Annotated in this window: 16 protein-coding genes; 9 read left to right on the top strand and 7 right to left on the bottom strand. The window is 43.5% G+C overall.

Annotation, left to right across the window (positions count from 1 at the left end; all coding sequences use genetic code 11):
• Positions 1 to 85 precede the first annotated feature (85 nt).
• Positions 86 to 1,900 carry a DUF885 domain-containing protein gene (locus E2K93_RS04955; protein WP_135438031.1) on the top strand — a complete coding sequence of 605 codons (1,815 nt, stop codon included), beginning with the start codon at positions 86 to 88 and terminating at the stop codon, positions 1,898 to 1,900.
• Between the two features lie 72 nt (positions 1,901 to 1,972).
• Here E2K93_RS04955 and E2K93_RS04960 read toward each other — a convergent pair whose 3' ends face one another.
• Complete coding sequence (locus tag E2K93_RS04960; protein WP_135438032.1) at positions 1,973 to 2,359, bottom strand: molecular chaperone DnaJ; 387 nt, start codon at positions 2,357 to 2,359, stop codon at positions 1,973 to 1,975.
• 217 nt (positions 2,360 to 2,576) lie between these two features.
• Between E2K93_RS04960 and E2K93_RS04965 the strand changes: the two genes are divergently transcribed.
• Genes E2K93_RS04965 through E2K93_RS04980 form a run of 4 tightly spaced genes read left to right on the top strand, consistent with a single transcriptional unit; the run spans position 2,577 to position 6,209 of the window.
• Positions 2,577 to 3,800 carry a threonine/serine ThrE exporter family protein gene (locus tag E2K93_RS04965; protein WP_135438033.1) on the top strand — a complete coding sequence of 408 codons (1,224 nt, stop codon included), beginning with the start codon at positions 2,577 to 2,579 and terminating at the stop codon, positions 3,798 to 3,800.
• Positions 3,801 to 3,807: 7 nt separating this feature from the next.
• A complete protein-coding gene (locus E2K93_RS04970; protein WP_135438034.1) occupies positions 3,808 to 4,581 on the top strand; it encodes an NRDE family protein in 774 nt (257 codons plus the stop codon).
• 31 nt (positions 4,582 to 4,612) lie between these two features.
• Positions 4,613 to 5,365 carry an SDR family NAD(P)-dependent oxidoreductase gene (locus tag E2K93_RS04975; RefSeq protein ID WP_135438035.1) on the top strand — a complete coding sequence of 251 codons (753 nt, stop codon included), beginning with the start codon at positions 4,613 to 4,615 and terminating at the stop codon, positions 5,363 to 5,365.
• 1 nt (position 5,366) lies between these two features.
• A complete protein-coding gene (locus E2K93_RS04980) occupies positions 5,367 to 6,209 on the top strand; it encodes an amidohydrolase family protein (RefSeq protein WP_189637853.1) in 843 nt (280 codons plus the stop codon).
• A 2-nt stretch (positions 6,210 to 6,211) separates the two neighbouring features.
• Here the strand turns inward: E2K93_RS04980 and E2K93_RS04985 are convergent, their stop codons facing one another.
• Together E2K93_RS04985 and E2K93_RS04990 are read right to left on the bottom strand one after the other, a co-directional pair.
• Entirely contained in the window at positions 6,212 to 7,387 is a 1,176-nt protein-coding gene (locus E2K93_RS04985) for a mandelate racemase/muconate lactonizing enzyme family protein (RefSeq protein ID WP_135438037.1), read from the bottom strand.
• Between the two features lie 31 nt (positions 7,388 to 7,418).
• Positions 7,419 to 8,186, bottom strand: a complete 768-nt coding sequence (locus tag E2K93_RS04990; RefSeq protein WP_135438038.1) for a class II aldolase/adducin family protein — start codon at positions 8,184 to 8,186, stop codon at positions 7,419 to 7,421.
• Between the two features lie 223 nt (positions 8,187 to 8,409).
• Between E2K93_RS04990 and E2K93_RS04995 the strand changes: the two genes are divergently transcribed.
• Positions 8,410 to 9,273, top strand: a complete 864-nt coding sequence (locus tag E2K93_RS04995; RefSeq protein WP_189637854.1) for a L,D-transpeptidase family protein — start codon at positions 8,410 to 8,412, stop codon at positions 9,271 to 9,273.
• A gap of 133 nt (positions 9,274 to 9,406) precedes the next feature.
• On the opposite strand, the gene E2K93_RS05000 is transcribed toward E2K93_RS04995, so the two are convergent.
• Positions 9,407 to 9,691, bottom strand: a complete 285-nt coding sequence (locus tag E2K93_RS05000) for an Lpp/OprI family alanine-zipper lipoprotein (protein WP_135438040.1) — start codon at positions 9,689 to 9,691, stop codon at positions 9,407 to 9,409.
• 120 nt (positions 9,692 to 9,811) lie between these two features.
• Positions 9,812 to 10,300: a winged helix-turn-helix transcriptional regulator gene (locus E2K93_RS05005; protein WP_135438041.1), complete on the bottom strand. Its 489-nt coding sequence runs from the start codon at positions 10,298 to 10,300 to the stop codon at positions 9,812 to 9,814.
• 134 nt (positions 10,301 to 10,434) lie between these two features.
• Here E2K93_RS05005 and putA point away from each other — a divergent pair, with 134 nt between their 5' ends.
• Positions 10,435 to 14,229 carry a bifunctional proline dehydrogenase/L-glutamate gamma-semialdehyde dehydrogenase PutA gene (putA, locus tag E2K93_RS05010; protein WP_135438042.1) on the top strand — a complete coding sequence of 1,265 codons (3,795 nt, stop codon included), beginning with the start codon at positions 10,435 to 10,437 and terminating at the stop codon, positions 14,227 to 14,229.
• Positions 14,230 to 14,306: 77 nt separating this feature from the next.
• Here the strand turns inward: putA and E2K93_RS05015 are convergent, their stop codons facing one another.
• The gene (locus E2K93_RS05015; RefSeq protein ID WP_135438043.1) at positions 14,307 to 15,065 is read right to left on the bottom strand and encodes a DUF4097 family beta strand repeat-containing protein; all 759 of its coding nucleotides are present in this window, start codon (positions 15,063 to 15,065) and stop codon (positions 14,307 to 14,309) included.
• Positions 15,066 to 15,157: 92 nt separating this feature from the next.
• On the opposite strand from E2K93_RS05015, the gene E2K93_RS05020 reads away from it, so the two are divergent.
• The gene (locus E2K93_RS05020) at positions 15,158 to 16,444 is read left to right on the top strand and encodes a CinA family nicotinamide mononucleotide deamidase-related protein (protein ID WP_135438044.1); all 1,287 of its coding nucleotides are present in this window, start codon (positions 15,158 to 15,160) and stop codon (positions 16,442 to 16,444) included.
• A 185-nt stretch (positions 16,445 to 16,629) separates the two neighbouring features.
• Positions 16,630 to 17,436, top strand: a complete 807-nt coding sequence (locus tag E2K93_RS05025; RefSeq protein WP_135438045.1) for a YggN family protein — start codon at positions 16,630 to 16,632, stop codon at positions 17,434 to 17,436.
• A 73-nt stretch (positions 17,437 to 17,509) separates the two neighbouring features.
• Here E2K93_RS05025 and E2K93_RS05030 read toward each other — a convergent pair whose 3' ends face one another.
• Positions 17,510 to 17,929, bottom strand: a complete 420-nt coding sequence (locus E2K93_RS05030) for a hypothetical protein (RefSeq protein ID WP_135438046.1) — start codon at positions 17,927 to 17,929, stop codon at positions 17,510 to 17,512.
• Between the last annotated feature and the right edge of the window lie 92 nt (positions 17,930 to 18,021).

Genomic DNA, 18,021 nt, shown 5'->3' on the forward strand with positions numbered 1-18,021 from the left:
AATCTGATTCAGTTGTTCATATTGATTTGCCAGTATTTTATTGGCAAGGTAGGAACACTAAAACCAACTCAATGGGTCGATTACCATGAAAAAACACATACTCGCCAGCGCCATCATTATGGCTTTAACCGCTTGTTCACCTGCTGAAGAGCAAAAAAAGCCGCAAGCAACCGCTGAAGCACAAGTCAGCGAAGCAGCGCCAAAAGACAGCCAAGCTGAGCAAGATTTGAATCAGCAGTTTAGTCGTTTTTCTGAAGACTTAATTGAAAAGTTGTGGGAGCTCAACCCGGGTTACGCGGTTTATGTCGGTTACTACAAATACGATGACAAAATGTCGGTTCCAAGTGAAGACATATTAAAAAGTGAAATTGCCGTCGCGAAAGAAAAATTAGCACAATTATTGGCCATGGATGTTAACCAGCTAAGCGATAGCAACGCCAGTGATTACTACATACTGAAAAACCACTTAGAATCTCAAATCTTTACCTTTGAAGAGCTGAAAAGCTATCAATGGGACCCATCCAACTACAACGTAGCCGGTGTTTTTGGCGTGATTCTTAACACCGATTACAAACCGATGGATGAGCGTTTACGCACCATTTACCGTCGCATGCAAAACGTACCAGCGTTTTATCAAGCAGCAAAAGACAATCTAACGGATCCAACCATTACTCATACCGAATTAGCAATTCAGCAAAACCAAGGTGCCGCGGCTCTGTTTAATAACTCCATTTTGCAAGCGGTTAGCGACTCAGGTTTATCAGAGCTAGAAAAGGCTGACTTTAATACGCGCCTTGCTGAATCTACCGCGGCGATTAATGGTTACATTGACTTTTTAAGCAATAAACTTGAAGAGATGAAGACCTCAGGCAATGCCCGTGATTTTCGTATTGGTGAAGATTTATATGAGAAGAAATTTAAATTCGATATTTATTCAGGCTTAACCGCAAAACAACTTTACCAAAAAGCGCTATCAGAAAAAGAGCGAGTTCATGGTGAGGTCATTAAGCTAACTGAAGAGTTATGGCCAAAATATTTTGCCGAGCAAGCAATGCCTGAAGACAAGTTGCTCGCCGTCAAACAACTGATTGATCACTTATCGGTAAAACACGTTAAGCGCGACGACTTTGTTGACGCAATCAAGGCGCAAATCCCAGAACTTGAACAGTTTGTCATGGAAAAAGGTCTGATTGAAATGGATGCCGACAAGCCGTTGGTGGTGCGTGAAACGCCGGCTTACATGCGTGGTTTTGCTGGTGCATCAATCAGTGCCCCAGGACCATATGACAGTGGCGCTAACACCTACTATAACGTTACCCCATTGGATAATTTTAATGATGAGCAGGCGGAGAGTTACTTACGCGAATACAATCATTGGATCTTGCAGATACTGAACATTCACGAAGCGGTACCGGGTCATTACACCCAATTGGTACACAGTAATAAATCAAAGTCTTTGGTTAAATCGATCTTTGGTAATGGCGCCATGGTCGAAGGTTGGGCGGTTTACACTGAACGCATGATGCTTGAAGAAGGCTACGGTGATTTTGAGCCTGAACTTTGGTTGATGTACTACAAGTGGAACCTGCGTGTCATTATGAACTCTATCATTGATTACTCGATTCAAGTAAAAGGCATCGGTGAAGAAGAAGCATTGGACTTAATGATCAACCAAGCATTCCAACAAGAAGCGGAAGCTCGAGGCAAATGGCGTCGTGCGACATTGTCACAAGTACAATTAACCAGTTACTTTACCGGTTACTCTGAGATCTATGATTTACGCGAAGAGTTGAAGCAAAAAATGGGCGACGATTTCAATTTAACCGAATTCCATAATAAATTTTTAAGTTATGGTAGCTCGCCGGTCCCTATCATTCGCAAAATGATGTTAGCCGACTAATCGATTGTTGCTAACCAATAGGTAAAAAGGGTCGCAAAAAGCGACCCTTTTTAATGAATTTATTGCCGATATTTAGCCGGATAAATCGCCATCCATGACTTTATAAATATCATTATTGGAATTACGAATTTGTGTTTTCAGTTGTTCACAAGCTTGTTGCTCCGCCTGACATAAGGTTGACGAATTAATAAAGAACCGATTGCCATTTTCTATTAAGACCCTTTTGATCGCACTTGGATGCGCGGCATGTGACTTTGGCGTAAATGACCAGAGCACAAAGTAATTATCTTCGGTGTAGTTGACCACGGTCCAACCGCTGTAGGTACGAAAACTGGTACCTTGCTTTTCTTTTAATGATGACAAGGCGTCAGCAACGCTATCAAAACCAATTGAGTTGTTGGCAAAACAGATGGGAATGACACAGCTAAATAAAAGTGGAATGGGGATCAGTTTTTTCAATTTTGTGCGCTCCTTGCAGATTGGTCAATAATTATACTATAGCTGTAATATAAAACACAGCAACTATTTAATAAAACTAACCAGCTCAACAACATATAAATTACCGAGCAATTTTTACCAGAACACAAAAAGCACCAAAAAAAGCTAACAGAGTTAGCAAATAGATAGTAAAATTAGCCTAATTCATTACTACTATTTGTTCTACAGGGCTCCGTCATTGAAACCAGACTCGTTTACACAAAAACGTCACTTTATTATTACCCTAGGTAAAATGCTGCATAAGTTCGGTGCAACCGCTTATCGTCTGGAAAACCATCTCAAAAGTGTGTCTAAATTACTCGAAGTGCAGGCGTCTTTCGTTCTTACTCCGACATCAATGACCTTTGTTCTCTACAACCCTGAAGATCAGCAAGACTACAACTTTATTGTTCGTGTTAACCCAGGCGATATTGACTTGGCCGCATTGTCGCGCACCAATGATGTGGTTGAAGAGTTAGCTTCAGGACAACGAACCCTTAGCGAAGCCATTGAACGACTACGCGAAATTGAAGAAAAGCCATCCCCCTACTCAACCATCCTAACCTTTTTAGGCTTCGGTGCTTCAGGTGGTGCTTTTGCGTTGTTGATGCACACTTCTTGGAATGATGTGTTTTGGTCGACGATGTTAGGCTTTGTGGTGTTTTTATTGGTGCTGTGGTCACAACGTTCCAGCGGAATCGCCAACTCTCTAGAGCCACTTTCCAGTATCGTAACCGCCATATTGGCGAGCGCGATTACTCTTATTGATCCCTCCATTAATGCGCCGCTGGTGATACTGTCGAGCATCATTGTGTTTATACCGGGCTTGTCATTGACCACCGGCTTAAGTGAGTTGGCAGAAAAAAACCTGATCTCGGGTACGGCAAAAATCATGGATGCCACCATGGTCATGTTTAAACTGTATTTCGGGGCTGTTTTAGGTCTAACCTTAGGCAACTTGTTATGGGGCACAGCAGATAAAATCGATGCTGCCATGGTGCCGCAATGGAGTTCGTGGTTAGCGGTATTTATTTTGTCACTGTCTCTGGTGATTATCTTTAATGCACGCCCACGCCATGCCTTTTGGGGTATTTTAAGTGGCTTTATTGCCTATGCTGCTAGCCTCTGGGCTGGTAAATACTTAGGTTTCGCTTTAGGTGCCTTTGTCGGTGCTTTTGCCATTGGTATCTATTCAAACTTATTCGCGCGTTATATAAAGGCGCCAGCGACGGTGGTGATGCTGCAAGGCTTGGTCGTTTTGGTACCGGGTTCAAAAGTTTATATCGGCCTTAATGCGATGATCACCGGTAGCCAGATTGTCAGCACCGAGCAAATTGGTTCACAAACCTTTTTGATATTTATGTCACTAGTCGCTGGGTTGATATTTGCCAATGTGGCGCTAAGACCGAAAAGTTCGTTGTAACTCACCTATGTGTATTTTATTCATTGCCATTGACCAGCACCCAGATTATCCGTTGATAATCGCTGCCAATCGCGATGAATTTCATGCTCGACCAACCCAAGCAGCGCACCGTTGGCAACAGCCAGACGGAATAATCGCAGGCAAAGATTTACAACAAGGTGGCACTTGGCTTGGTTTAAACAAACAAGGACAGTTTGCTGCCCTGACCAACATTCGCGCGCCCAAAGCCCATAGCGATGACGCGCTCTCTCGTGGTCACTTGGTAAGCCAAGCGTTAGCTCAGCAAATAACGCCACAGTGGCTTGCTCAGAATCATCAACAATACAATCCGTTTAACTTGATATATAGCGCCAATAACACACTGCATTGCTTTAATAGTATGACGGCACGTTCAAGTGCGTTAAATGCAGGATTTCATGCGGTTTGCAATGGCAAAATGGATGATGTTTGGCCCAAAATGGCGCGCGGTGAGCAAGCGCTAGAGGCCTTAGTAAAACAGGCTAAAGCCAAACAACAAGCACCGGATTGCCAACAAATGTTGCGCTTATTACAAGATACACAACAAGCACCAGAACATTTACTGCCGGATACCGGCGTAGGTCTTGATTGGGAACGTATGCTGTCGAGTATTTTTATCACGTCAAATGATTATGGCACCCGCTCCAGTGCGTTAGTATTAAAACACACATCCGGTAATATACGCTTTTTTGAGCAAACATATGATCGTCAAGGCAATATCAGCGATCAACAACAATTTCACGTTAATGGTCAAGCCAGCTAACATCAGTACGGGTCAAAAGTGAGAAAGCACAATGAATAACGATAGCCTTCAACAACAAAACAAAGTATGTATTGTCACCGGCGGTTCGTCAGGTATCGGCCTTGCCATTTGCCAATCCTTTATTGATGCAGAGTATATTGTTTACAACCTCGATATTAGCACGTCAAACACCGGCCATTTTATAGATTGCGATATGCGCGACAGTCAACAAGTTCATACCGCTATTGGCAACATCATCAATAGTCATGGTCGCGTTGATGTGCTGATATCAAATGCTGGAATGCACTACTCAGCCAATATTGAAAACACATCAGAGCAAGCCTTTGAGCAGTTGTTTTCGCTCAATGTTAAAGGCGCTATCGCGGCAACACAAGCGGTGCTGCCGATGATGAAGCAGCAACATAATGGTGCCATTATTTATATCGCCTCAGACCAAGCCATTATCGGTAAGCCATCGTCATTTGCGTATAACTTATCTAAGCATGCCTTGGCCTCTATGGCGAAAACCACGGCGCTGGATTACGCCAGCTTTAATATTCGCGCCAACGCCATCTGTCCAGGCACCATAGAAACCCCGCTGTATCACAAGGCTATCGATAACTACTGCCAAAGCAGTGGTGCCGATAAAAATAAGGTTCACGCCGAAGAAGCGGCACTGCAGCCGTTAAATCGTCTTGGTCAACCGCAAGAAGTTGCCGATTTCGCGCTATTTTTAGCATCCGATAAAGCCAGCTTTATTACCGGTTCGCTGCAAGTCATCGATGGTGGTTACACCAGCAAATAATATGGATATTATTGACCCGCACCTGCATTTATTTGATTTACACGCTGGTGACTATCACTGGCTTAATGCCGACCAGCCACCGCACTGGCCTGATAAATCAGTTATACGTAAAAATTTTAGTGAAGATGATTTACAGCTGCCGGCGAGTATTCAGTTAACGGGGTTGGTGCATATCGAAGCGGGTTTCGACAATAACCAGCCAGAACGTGAAATTCAATGGTTGCAACAACATTTGCACAAGCCATTTAAAAGCATCGCCTTCGCTGATCTCAGCGCGCAAAATTTTGCTCAGCAGTGCCAGACGTTGCTGAATCAAGGCAGTGTTATTGGCATTCGCCATATTCTTGACGATCAGGCGCATGCCATTCTTGGGCAAAACATTAGCCAGCAAAATTTGGCGTATTTAGCACAACAAAACCTACTCTTTGAATGTCAGGCAGCGCTGCATGATAAGCGAAACATTAGCGGCTTGTTGCACGTTTTGTCCACAAACCCAAATTTACAAGTCGTTGTTAATCATTGTGGTTTACAGCAAAATCAGCTGACGCCAACAATGCATCAACATTTAACCGCGTTAGCAAATACTGGGCAGGTTGCGATTAAATGCTCTGGCTGGGAAATGCGTGATCGTCAATGGCAAGATGCCGAGATGCAGCAGATAGTGTTGCAGTTGCTTGACATCTTTGGTGAACAACAGGTGATGCTCGCCAGTAACTTTCCATTGACCTTATTTTCCCGCAGTTATCAGCAACTATGGCAAAGCTATTTAACCATTCCCGTGCCGGAAACGACGTTAAATGCGATTTGCCATGACAATGCTAAGCGAATCTATCGCTTTGATTAAGTTTATTTCACTTCCATATGTGGTGAGCGATAGACGATTTTATCATTCAGCTCAATGCCTAATCCCGGTTCCTCTGAGACCTCAAAAAAGCCATTAACCGGTTGCGGATCCTGAACACACAATTCACGGTTCCAATCTTTTATGGCGTAGGTGTGATGTTCATGAATAAGAAAATTAGGGATCGCGGTTTCTAAGTGCAGCGATGCCGCCGTGGCAACAGGGCCGCCGCAAACATGGGCCTGAATTCGAACATCGAATGTGTCCGCATAATCACAGACTTTTTTGGTTTCCGTGAAGCCACCTGACAAACCAATATCCGGCTGTAACACATCAATCGACATGTCTTGCATGTATGGTTTTATGCCCCAGCGATTGTATAAGCGTTCACCGCCGGCAATCGGTACATTGACCTTATCCGCAACTTTACGATGCAAGTCTGGGTTTAGGTAATTAACCGGCTCTTCAAAATACATACAACGAAACTCTTCAACTAACTCACCCAACTGGACCGCGCTAGTAACACCTGGCAGTGAGTGGCATTCAAAGATAATATCAGCATCTTCACCTATAGCATCGCGAATCGCTTGCAAACGCGCACGGAACAGTTTCATTTCTTTATTGGTGAATAATTTGGTGCGATCAAAGAAGCAGGTGCCTTCAGCATCATACATAATCGGGTCGACCTTAACCGCGTCATAACCGTCGTCTATCGCTTTCTGTGCCGCCTTGCCATAATCTTCAGGTGCAAACAGTCGATTAACTTCGCTATCCCAATCAAATTGCAATTGTGACGCGTAAGTTCGCAATTTGTGGTTTACCTTGCCGCCGAGCAACTGATAAACAGGCACACCAAGTGCTTTACCTTTGATATCCCAAAGCGCGGTATCGATGGCACTCATCGCCGCATAAATAACCGGTCCGCCACCTAAGCCCCAAAAGCTTTCACGTAACATGCGAGTCCATAATGCTTCGGTTTGAAATGGGTCATGTCCGATTAGCATGGCCTCGGCGATCTCTTTGATCATATGTGCCGCGGCACTGTGGCCGAGATCGTAGGCTAGCCCTGCTTCACCGACGCCACTAATACCTTGATCGGTATGAATACGAATAAATACTGGGTTCCATACATCTCGTTTAGGGCACTCAATATCAAAAATTTCTACTCGATTAATTTTCATGTTTTAGGATATCCAAATAATAGTCGCGAGGTTATTTAGCAAAACCGGGATCAAGTCGGTAGGCTTTGCGCATCATTGCTGGCCAGGCTTTTTGACCACCGGTTTTACCGGAATGAACAATATTTGCCTGCTTAAAAATATTATCAATAATGTGCTGTGGAATATTGATCAACTCTTGCCCAGAAGCCTGCAACTGCAATTGAATTTCGCAGGCTCGATTAAGATCATAAAAGCGCATAAAGGCATCGGCAATTGACGGACCCAAAGTTAAACCGCCATGGTTGCGCAGTAACAGATGATTGTTGTTATCAAGATTGTGCTGTAATCGTTGCTTTTCCGCCGGATTGACCGCTAACCCTTCATAATCATGGTAGCTTAGGCTTGGTAGTGAAAACATGGCGTATTGACTAACAGGCAACAATCCTTGGCGTTGTGACGCTACGGCGATAGTCGCTGGGGTATGTAAATGCAACACACATGCGGCATCATGACGTACCTGATGAATGGCACTGTGAATGGTAAACCCTGCAGGGTTAATCTGAAACTCACCACCATCAAGGATATTGCCGTCAATATCAATTTTAACCAGATTGGACGCTGTTACCTCATCAAAGGCAACACCAAAGGCATTGATCAAAAACTCCTCACTATCACCAATGCGGGCAGAAATATGGGTATAAATTAAATCATCCCACCCCATATCGGCGACTAATCGATAACAGGCGGCTAAATCTAGGCGCGTTTGCCACTCGATATCGCTGACTTTTGTTTGTAAATTGCGCTCGACTAATTCGTACACTCAATCGTCCTATATACCATGATTAAAAATGTTGTTTTTTGCTCTTTATTAACAGCAATTTCTACTAAAACTTGGCAGCTTGCTGTTCAAAACTGGTAATCCAGAAAAGGCCAGAGTAAACTTACTTTATATTTAAATAACGACCTACGTCTATCGTATTTGGCATTAAGTTAGCACACAAATGAATAAAATCGCTTTTTGGTTCACAAAGGTATGTCTTTTGTTGACCTGCTTTACTAGCAACGCCCTTGAATTTAACTTACCACAAGACAAAAGTCGTTTGGTTGGTGAACTAACTTATTACACTGCCAAAAAAGGGGATTATTTTCAAAAACTGGCCGAAGATTTTAACGTTGGCTTCCTTGCTCTAATGGAAGCAAACCCAGGCGTCGACCCTTTACGCCCAGAGCCAGGCACCGAATTACTTATTCCAACGCAAATGATTCTGCCTTATGGCAAGCATGAAGGCATAGTCATCAATCTATCCGAATTGCGCCTGTACTTTTTTGATACTAAAAAACAAAAGGTTCATGTGTTTCCTGTCGGCATTGGCCGCATTGGCCATATGACACCAACCTTAATCGATAAAATTACCGAAAAACGTAAAAACCCAAATTGGTTTCCGACGGCGGACCATCGTGAGGAGTATTTAGAAAAGCACGGTAAAGAAATGCCTAAGATGATCCCTGCTGGGCCAGATAACCCGTTAGGCGATTACGCGATGCGCATAGGTACCAGTGCCTATTTAATTCATGGTACCAATCAAAGATTCGGTATTGGTATGCGCGCCAGCGCCGGTTGTATACGTATGCACCCAGAAGATATCGAATGGTTATTTAAAAAATCTCCATCGGGTACTCGAGTAAAAATCATCAATACGCCAATTAAAATGACTTATATTGAGCCGGATACGCGCATTATTGAAATTCATAGCCCGCTGACCGATAACGAAGGCAATATCCCGAGCTTATTGCCAATATCCAATGGCGTACAGCGCTTTATTGGCAATAATCCTGAAGATTTAGAGATATTGGAAGAATTGATTTTAGACCCTAACGGCCTGCCGGTTGAGATCAGATCAGAATAATCTGCGGCTTAAGCCACTGTTGCCCCCTATGATTGAGTGACAAGCTTCAGTGACAATATAAACTGAACCCCATTTATTTACAGACAAAAAAATAGCCGGCTTAGCCGGCTATTTTATCTTTGTTTAAATCTGTTTATTTCTTGTATGAGCTTACGACGTTATCTACGCGCTCATTAGCTTTTTGCGCTTCAGCAGCGGCAGCAGCAGCCATTTCTTTTGCTTCTTGTACTTCAGCCATGGTTTTTGCATGATCAGCTTTTAGGCTTGCATGCTCACCAGAAAGAGCTTCCATCTGTGCAGCAAGACCGTCAATTTTCGCGTTCATATCACTGCTGTGGCTTTCTAATTCACTAGAGGTAACGCACCCTGTCAAAGCTAGGGTCAAAACCGCACCGGTTAGTGTCATTAACTTTTTCATTCTGTCGACTCCGATTTGATACTATTGTTAACAATGAGTTTACAACTCAAACCTGAGTATGGCATAAAATTTTAATATTGCATATTTTGTTTTATTATTTAGAGACTTGGAACAAATACGCTAGTTAATTGCCTTGCCTAAAACAGGTAACCCTAAGTCTTCTTTGACTTTTTCAATAACCACATAAGTATGGGTTTGACTTACCCCAGGCAATTCAACCACTTTACCTAACACCTCTCGATAGTTATCCATGTCGGTTATCCGCAACTTTACGAGGTAATCAAAACCACCAGCAACCATATGACATTCTGCCACTTCTTTGATATCGACAACGTTGTCGCGAAACTGGTTAAACACCTCAGCTTTTGTTCTATCTAGCGTAACCTGAATAAAGGCAGACATACCAAGATCAAGCTTTTTAGCATCCAGCACCGCGCCATAGCGTTTTATATAGCCTTCGCTTTCCAATCGTTTGACTCGATCGAGGCAAGGGCTTGGGCTAAGGTTAATGTGCTTAGCCAAATCAACATTAGAAATACGGCTATTTCGTTGCAAAGTATCAAGGATTGTTAAATCAATACGGTCAAGTGTTCTACTTTTGTAACTCATTTAGAATTTAATAGGGTTATTTTTTACAATACCCCTATATTACACTGAATTATTCGGAATTTCATCAGCACATTCTGTGGTGAATCTGCGATTATTCGAAAAATTTCCAATTAATTATTATATAGGTTTGCAATATGCTTTTTAACGGAACCTTGACCACTGACGATCCAATTCGTCAACAAATTCGTGACCACTACCGAGCAAACGAAAATGACGTTCTTGAGACGTTATTACCATTAGCCGAAATCGGCGCTAATGCCCGTTCACGAGTTTGGGAAAAAGCACGTCAACTTGTTGTCCAAATCCGTAAGGACCAAGTCGGTAAAGGCGGTGTAGATGCCTTATTAAATGAGTTTTCTTTGTCTACTGAAGAAGGCGTCGTACTTATGTGTCTTGCTGAAGCACTGTTGCGTGTTCCAGACAAAGAGACTGCCGATAGCTTGATTCGCGATAAACTTGCGGAAGGCGATTGGAGTTCACATATTGGTAACTCTGACTCAATTTTTGTTAATGCCTCATCATGGGGCTTGTTGCTAACCGGTAAGCTGGTTAACTATTCTGACGATAAGAAAAAACAACAATTTGGCCTATTGAAGAAAACGGTCGGTCGCTTAGGTGAGCCAGTGATTCGTAAAGCGGTAAGATACGCGATGCAAATCATGGGGACTCAATTTGTTATGGGTCGCAATATCGACGGCGCGGTTGACCGTGCGGTTAAGACCGAAGCCAAAGGTTATACCTATTCTTACGATATGCTAGGCGAAGGCGCACGCACAATGAGTGATGCCGATCGTTATTTTGATAGCTATGTCACTGCTATTCACTCCATTGGTAAAGCCGCTAAAGGCCGAGGTCCGCAAAAAAGCCCTGGCATATCGATTAAACTTTCTGCTATTCACCCTCGCTATGAATTTACCCATCGTGAGCGTGTTATAAGCGAATTGATTCCACGCTTGAAAGAACTGGCGTTACTGGCCAAATCATACAATATCGGTTTTACCGTTGATGCCGAAGAAGCTGATCGTCTAGATATATCGTTAGATGTGATTGGCGCGGTATTCTTAGATAAAGATCTTGATGGTTGGGATGGTTTTGGTATTGCACTGCAAGCCTATCAAAAACGCGCTTTATACGTTGTTGATTGGGTGCGCGAGCAAACCTTAACAGCACAACGTCAAATGATGGTGCGTTTGGTAAAAGGCGCGTATTGGGACAGTGAAGTGAAAATCAGCCAAGTTGAAGGCTTTGAAGACTTCCCAGTATTCAGTCGCAAACCATCTACGGATGTGTCTTACCACGCTTGTGCTCAGCGTCTATTGTCATACCGCGACACTATCTACCCGCAATTTGCCACACATAACGCTTATACCGTAGCAACCATATTAGAAATGGCTGGCGACAAACACGGTTTTGAATTCCAACGTCTACACGGTATGGGTGAGTCGTTATACGATCAAGTCGTCACAGGTGATCGTGTCGCATGTCGAGTTTACGCACCGGTTGGTGAGCACTCAGATCTGTTAGCGTACTTGGTTCGTCGTCTTCTTGAAAACGGCGCAAACAGCTCATTCGTGAATAACATCGTTGATGAAAACATTCCTGTTGAGTCACTATTGACCGATCCAGTGGAAGAAGTTCGCAGTTGGCAAAACAAGTACAACCCAATGATCCCACAGTCAATTGAACTTTATGGTGCAGAACGTGCCAACTCTAAAGGCATTGATTTAACCAATATCGATCAGATAACGCCAATGCGTGATCAGCTGAATACTTGGTTCGAACAAGCCAGTGATTGTGAAGTTGTCGATGATGCACAACCTGTCATAAACCCAGCGAACCACGAACAAGTGATTGGTTACCTTAAACATGCTAGCGCTGACAAAATGCAAGACATTCTTGCGCAAGCTCAAGACGCATTCACTAGCTGGTCAAAAGTCGATGTGCAAGTTCGTGCCGACATTCTCTTGAAAACCGCAGACAAACTTGAAGAACACCGTGACGAGTTAATCGCCATGTGTATCAAAGAAGCCGGTAAAATTCCTGCTGACGGTGTTGCCGAAGTCCGTGAAGCGGTCGATTTTTGCCGCTACTATGCTGCTCGTGCAACAGAAATGATGAGTGATGAACGACTGCAATCTCGCGGTGTTGTGCTATGTATTAGCCCGTGGAACTTCCCGCTAGCTATTTTCCTTGGTCAAGTTGCGGCTGCCGTGGTTACCGGTAACACTGTGGTTGCCAAGCCAGCGGAGCAAACCAGTTTAATTGCCTTACGCACCATTGAATTGATGCATGAGGTTGGCCTACCTGAAGGTGTTGTCGTTCCAGTTATTGCTCGTGGTAGTCAAGTTGGTGCCAACATTGTTCCTGACGAACGTATTCAAGCCATTATGTTTACTGGCTCAACTGAAACCGGTACTTGGATTTCACAAAAACTGGCTGAACGTAGCGGCGACCCAGTGCCTCTTATTGCCGAAACAGGTGGTCAAAACTGTATGGTCGTTGACTCTACAGCCCTACCAGAGCAAGTGGTTGACGATGTTGTTACCTCAGGCTTCCAATCAGCCGGTCAACGTTGTTCAGCATTGCGCGTATTGTTTGTGCAAGACGAAATCGCCGACAAAGTAATCAAGATGATCACCGGTGCAATGCAAGAATTGCACGTTGGTGATCCTGCATTGCTAAGCACCGATGTTGGTCCTGTTATTGATGAGAAAGCCTTTAACGCCCTACATAGCCACGTAGAATACTTAAAAGATAAAGCGACGTTGCATTATCAATGCGAGTTGCCAAATCTCGAACACGGTCACTACTTCTTTGCGCCGCGTTTATATGAAATCAGCGATCTATCGGTTCTAAAACAAGAAGTTTTCGGCCCATGTGTGCATGTTATCCGTTACAAAGCCCATGAACTGGAAAACGTTATTGATCAAATCAATGGTACCGGTTTTGGTTTAACCATGGGTATTCATACGCGCATCGAAGAAAAGAGTGAATATTTAGCAAAACGCTCTCGTGCCGGCAATGTTTACGTAAACCGTAACATGATTGGTGCGGTCGTAGGTGTGCAACCATTTGGTGGTCGCGGACTATCAGGTACCGGTCCTAAAGCCGGTGGCCCTATGTACTTAACTCGTTTGGTTAAAGAAGCGTCAGCGGCTGCGGAACATGTGCTGAGCGATAGCGACAAAGCACAACTTGAGAATCAATTTAATGATTACTCAACGTCAGCGTGGAAAATTGGTGCGAAATTGCAAAATGCCAAAAACGATGAGTTAAAGTGGCGTGATACCGACGTTACCGTGCGTATCTCTGTTGGTCGACAAATATTGGCACAAATTGCAGCGAATAAACTATTTACCTCAGAACAGAGCGAAATAGAAAATGTTGTAGAAGCGGCACGCAAACAATTAACTATGATTGAAAAAGCGTTAAGTAAGCCGATTACGCTACCAGGTCCTACAGGTGAATCAAATAAACTGTATATGGAATCGCGCGGCGTACTTACTGTAATCCGTGATCAAGACACCAGTTTCGAATATTGGTTATTGTCTGTGGTCTCTGCTTTGGCGGCCGGTAACAATGTTATCGCCATGGTTGAAGAGCAATACCTTGAACAAGCACAGCAATGCGAGAACGTATTCACTGAGTTCGGTCTTGTTACAGGTATATTCCAAGCGGTATCACTGAACCACTTGCCAACGGTATTGGAAAATCCACATTTGACCGGTGCTGTTATCGCGAGTAACTCTCGCCTAAAACAATTAGTGAGTGAGAAGCTTGCGGCTCGCAGTGGCGCGATTTTACCTGTCATTACCGCACAAAGTAATGCCAGCTTATTTGAGCGTTTGGTAACCGAAAAAACCGTTACCATCGATACCACAGCAGCGGGTGGTAATGCCTCGTTGATGACAATGGAAATCAGCGACTAAGCTTTGTTACAAACCGAAAAAGGGCTATGTGAAAACATAGCCCTTTTTTATTCGTGCTTAGATAAGCAACTGTAAATTTATTTCTTTAACAGTCGAATCGAACCGTTAACGCTTTCTAATTCGATGTCACTTGAGCCATCGCCAATTTTGCCTTCTAAATCGGTGCCCCAATATTCGCCTTTAACGGACTTAATACCAAAATCGGTTTTTATTGAGCCATTGCCTGTACTGGCATCAACATTTGCGCCAAAGTTTTCTGGAAGGTACAAACGAATACCGCCGTTAACGGTTTCTACTTCAATATCCACATTCTTGGCATCATCGGCAAAGGTTAACTCAACGCCACCATTAACAGAATCCACTTCAACGTCAGCGGCCATTCCAGTCGCTTCTACCGAACCATTAACAATATCGACATTTAGTTCACCAGCAACGTTTTCTACCAATAATGATCCGTTGACTAAATCTATTTCACGTAAATCAATGTTCTCTGGCACTTTGACACTGTAATCAACACTGCCACTATTGCTATTACGACCCCAGCCACCATCGCTTTCTTGGTATTCGGTCTCGACAATGATGCGATTGCCATTTTGTTTCATAATAACTTTAACATTGTCCAGATCGTCTTGATCATCTGCGGTTATGTTGGCGGTGACTAATACCGCTTTTTCTGACCATGAAGTGATTTCAACATCGCCATTAACATTCTCCAGTAACAACTGACCTTTACCTGTTAAATCAAAGCGTTGCTCTTTGGTTTCATTGGCCGCAGCAATGCTGCCAAACGACGCAAGTAACAAAGTAGGCAGGATTATTTTATTGATTGTTTTCATCTGATTTTTCCAATTAATCTATCTCTTTGTCTGTTATGATGCAGTAAGTTTGAAAAAGGTTTAAAAACAATTTTAATTTTCTGGAAGCTGATATGTTAAATGTGCAGTTATTACTCACCGGTAATGAATTAATGAGCGGTGATATTGTCGATACCAACTCGGTTTTCCTAGCTCAACAACTCAAATCTATGGGTGTTGAGTTAACGCGAAAAACAACGGTAGGTGATAATTTGCCACTGTTGGTCGAGCAGATGCAAACCCTGTCGCAAAGCGCCGACGTTGTCATTATTAATGGCGGCTTAGGACCCACTGTAGATGATATGACCGCACAAGCGTTAAGCGAGATGAGTGGTCGTACTTTAACGATTCATCCCATCGCGTTAGAGCAAGTGAAAGCATGGTGCGTAAAACGTAACTACCGCCTCACCGGTCCTAATATGAAGCAAGCCCTATTGCCGATGGAATGTGACATTGTCGATAACCCTATTGGCAGTGCGCCGGGGTTTAGCCTGCGTCATAACGATTGCTTGATCATCTGTACTCCCGGTGTACCTCGTGAGCTTAAAGCCATGTTTAACGAACAGATAAAGCCAATCTTAAAGCAGATGTTGCCAGACTCGGTACAAGTGGTCACCGACAAAATGCAAGTATTTGGCATTGGCGAATCAGGCTTACAAAAAATGATCAATGAATCATTTCCTGATTGGCCGGAATCATTAGAGTTAGGCTTTCGAGCCAGTATGCCACTGCTTGAAGTAAAGCTTACCAGCAGAGAAAAAAGCCAAAATACGTTAAGACAAACCTGGTTTAATAAATTAAAAACACTATTTGGTTCGCATTTAATCAACACTGATGGTGCCAACATACAACAAACATTAGTACAGCTGTTACAACAAAAACAGCTGCGCATGACCACGGCAGAATCCTGCACCGGTGGCCTAATAGCGGCGAAAGTGACCAGTGTTGCTGGTTCATCACAGGTTTTTGAAGCCGGTTATGTCACCTACTCGAATCAAATGAAGCAAGCTATGCTCGATGTCGACGCCGAGCTTTTAGCCCAGCATGGCGCAGTCAGTGAGCCCGTGGTTATTGCTATGGCTAAGGGTGCGTTAGCTAAAAGTAATGCCGATTATGCCGTTGCCGTCTCTGGCATTGCCGGCCCCGATGGCGGCAGCGATGAAAAACCCGTTGGCACGGTATGGCTTGCTTGGGGCAGCAAAGATGCGTTGCAAACCACACAATTGTATTTTCCAGCTGGTCGCGCTTACTTTCAAACCTATGTTGCTAATGCCGCATTAGATTTAATTCGTCGCGAAGTGCTCGAGATTGATGAAACGCCTAGATACGTTACTGAGCGTCAATTACCGAAACAAAAATAAATGTTAATGAAAATGACTAATAGTTGGTAAATATCACCAGTCATTTGTCTATAAGGTTATATCACTTACATTTGAAAACACTGTAAACACATGATTTATAAGTATATTTCACTTTATGGCACCGATATTGCTCATTAATTACTGTATATAAATATAATTAATGACTCACGGGAGAGATATTTAGCATGAAAAAGTTTGTACTAGCGGGACTGACCAGCATTGCCCTGACTTCGGGTAGTGCATTTGCCCATGACGACGATAGCTACAATTTCAGCTCAGAGCATTGCTCTGTCAATGTTAATTATGGTGTGGTTGTTGAAGAGCAACACATTCGCTTTATTGATAAAGACCAAACCATTATTCAAATCAATGACGGTGACCAACTATTTGTTAAAGGCAAACAGGTTCGTCTAACCAGTGAGCAAAAACAATTACTGTCAGATTACGCCGATGCAATCAACGAGCAAGTACCGAACGTGGTCAATTTGGCCAACGAAGCCATAGGCATTGCCTTCACCGCCATCAGTCATGTCGCCACGGCGTTCAGTGGTGAAGATACAGATAACAGTGAAAAGCTGGAGAAAATCTTTGCTCGTATTGAACAAAAAGTTGCCGAACGTTTTAATAAAGACCAAGGCAGTTACTATGTCGCGCAACAAGACTTTGACGAGTTTGATCGCTTTATAGAAGATGAATTAGAAGCCGAAATTGAAGGCGTTGTGTCAAGCTTTGTCGGTGATATCCTTATTGCAGCGGGTACAGCAATGACCGAAGGTGATGGCAGCTTTGAAGAAAATATGGAAGCTTTCGGCGAGAAAATGGAAAAAATGGGTGAAGATATCGAGAGCACCGTCGAAGAGCAAGCCGAAGATCTAGAGAAACAAGCGGAAGATCTTTGTCAGAACTTAAAAGAGCTGGATGATATTGAACAACGTCTAACCGACAGCGTTGACGAGCTGAACGACATTGACCTAATTAGCGTTGGCGACTAATACCTCGCCGCGTCACAATAGCCAATAACACAAGGGAAGCATCAGCTTCCCTTGTTACTTTTAAACCCTACTACTACAACACTACCTGCTGCTCAAAACGTTTACCATACCGTCCCGTATAAGCGACGATAATAGGGATACCCACCATAGTGATCACCGAAAACCAAACAGGATGGTCTATCATCATCAAACTGCTGATGGCGCCAAAAAAGATCAGCAAACCAACAAAGAAGGCCATCATCATGCTCGCGCCTTTGGCGATAAAGCAACTGACAATGCCACCGACAAAGGTCGCTACAAACCAAGCAATGATGACGAAAACCAACGCCCCGGCTGGCGCAGTTTTCATGTATTCGTTGACCTGCTGCTGACTGGTTAAATCGGCCGGCGGCGGATAAATCAGGTGTCCCAGCTGCTCTACGGAATAAACCATAAAGATGGCAATAATCCAGCCAAGAATCACCGCTAATGGATATCTTAATGATTTAGGCATGTATCCTCCTGTTTCCATTAGGTATAGCACATAAAAATTACAATTTTCAGTAACTTGATTGAGCGTAATTAGCTAAAATAGACAGTAAGTAG

Source organism: Thalassotalea sp. HSM 43, from assembly GCF_004752005.1.
In the GTDB taxonomy this organism is placed as follows: domain Bacteria; phylum Pseudomonadota; class Gammaproteobacteria; order Enterobacterales; family Alteromonadaceae; genus Thalassotalea_A.

What these genes read in the sequence shown, in the direction of transcription:
- E2K93_RS04955 (WP_135438031.1), top strand. Translation starts at nt 86, where the DNA reads ATGAAAAAACACATACTCGCCAGCGCCATCATTATGGCTTTAACCGCT.
- E2K93_RS04970 (WP_135438034.1), top strand. Translation starts at nt 3,808, where the DNA reads ATGTGTATTTTATTCATTGCCATTGACCAGCACCCAGATTATCCGTTG.
- E2K93_RS04975 (WP_135438035.1), top strand. Translation starts at nt 4,613, where the DNA reads ATGAATAACGATAGCCTTCAACAACAAAACAAAGTATGTATTGTCACC.
- E2K93_RS04980 (WP_189637853.1), top strand. Translation starts at nt 5,367, where the DNA reads ATGGATATTATTGACCCGCACCTGCATTTATTTGATTTACACGCTGGT.
- E2K93_RS04985 (WP_135438037.1), bottom strand. Translation starts at nt 7,387, where the DNA reads ATGAAAATTAATCGAGTAGAAATTTTTGATATTGAGTGCCCTAAACGA.
- E2K93_RS05000 (WP_135438040.1), bottom strand. Translation starts at nt 9,691, where the DNA reads ATGAAAAAGTTAATGACACTAACCGGTGCGGTTTTGACCCTAGCTTTG.
- E2K93_RS05005 (WP_135438041.1), bottom strand. Translation starts at nt 10,300, where the DNA reads ATGAGTTACAAAAGTAGAACACTTGACCGTATTGATTTAACAATCCTT.
- putA (WP_135438042.1), top strand. Translation starts at nt 10,435, where the DNA reads ATGCTTTTTAACGGAACCTTGACCACTGACGATCCAATTCGTCAACAA.
- E2K93_RS05015 (WP_135438043.1), bottom strand. Translation starts at nt 15,065, where the DNA reads ATGAAAACAATCAATAAAATAATCCTGCCTACTTTGTTACTTGCGTCG.
- E2K93_RS05020 (WP_135438044.1), top strand. Translation starts at nt 15,158, where the DNA reads ATGTTAAATGTGCAGTTATTACTCACCGGTAATGAATTAATGAGCGGT.
- E2K93_RS05025 (WP_135438045.1), top strand. Translation starts at nt 16,630, where the DNA reads ATGAAAAAGTTTGTACTAGCGGGACTGACCAGCATTGCCCTGACTTCG.
- E2K93_RS05030 (WP_135438046.1), bottom strand. Translation starts at nt 17,929, where the DNA reads ATGCCTAAATCATTAAGATATCCATTAGCGGTGATTCTTGGCTGGATT.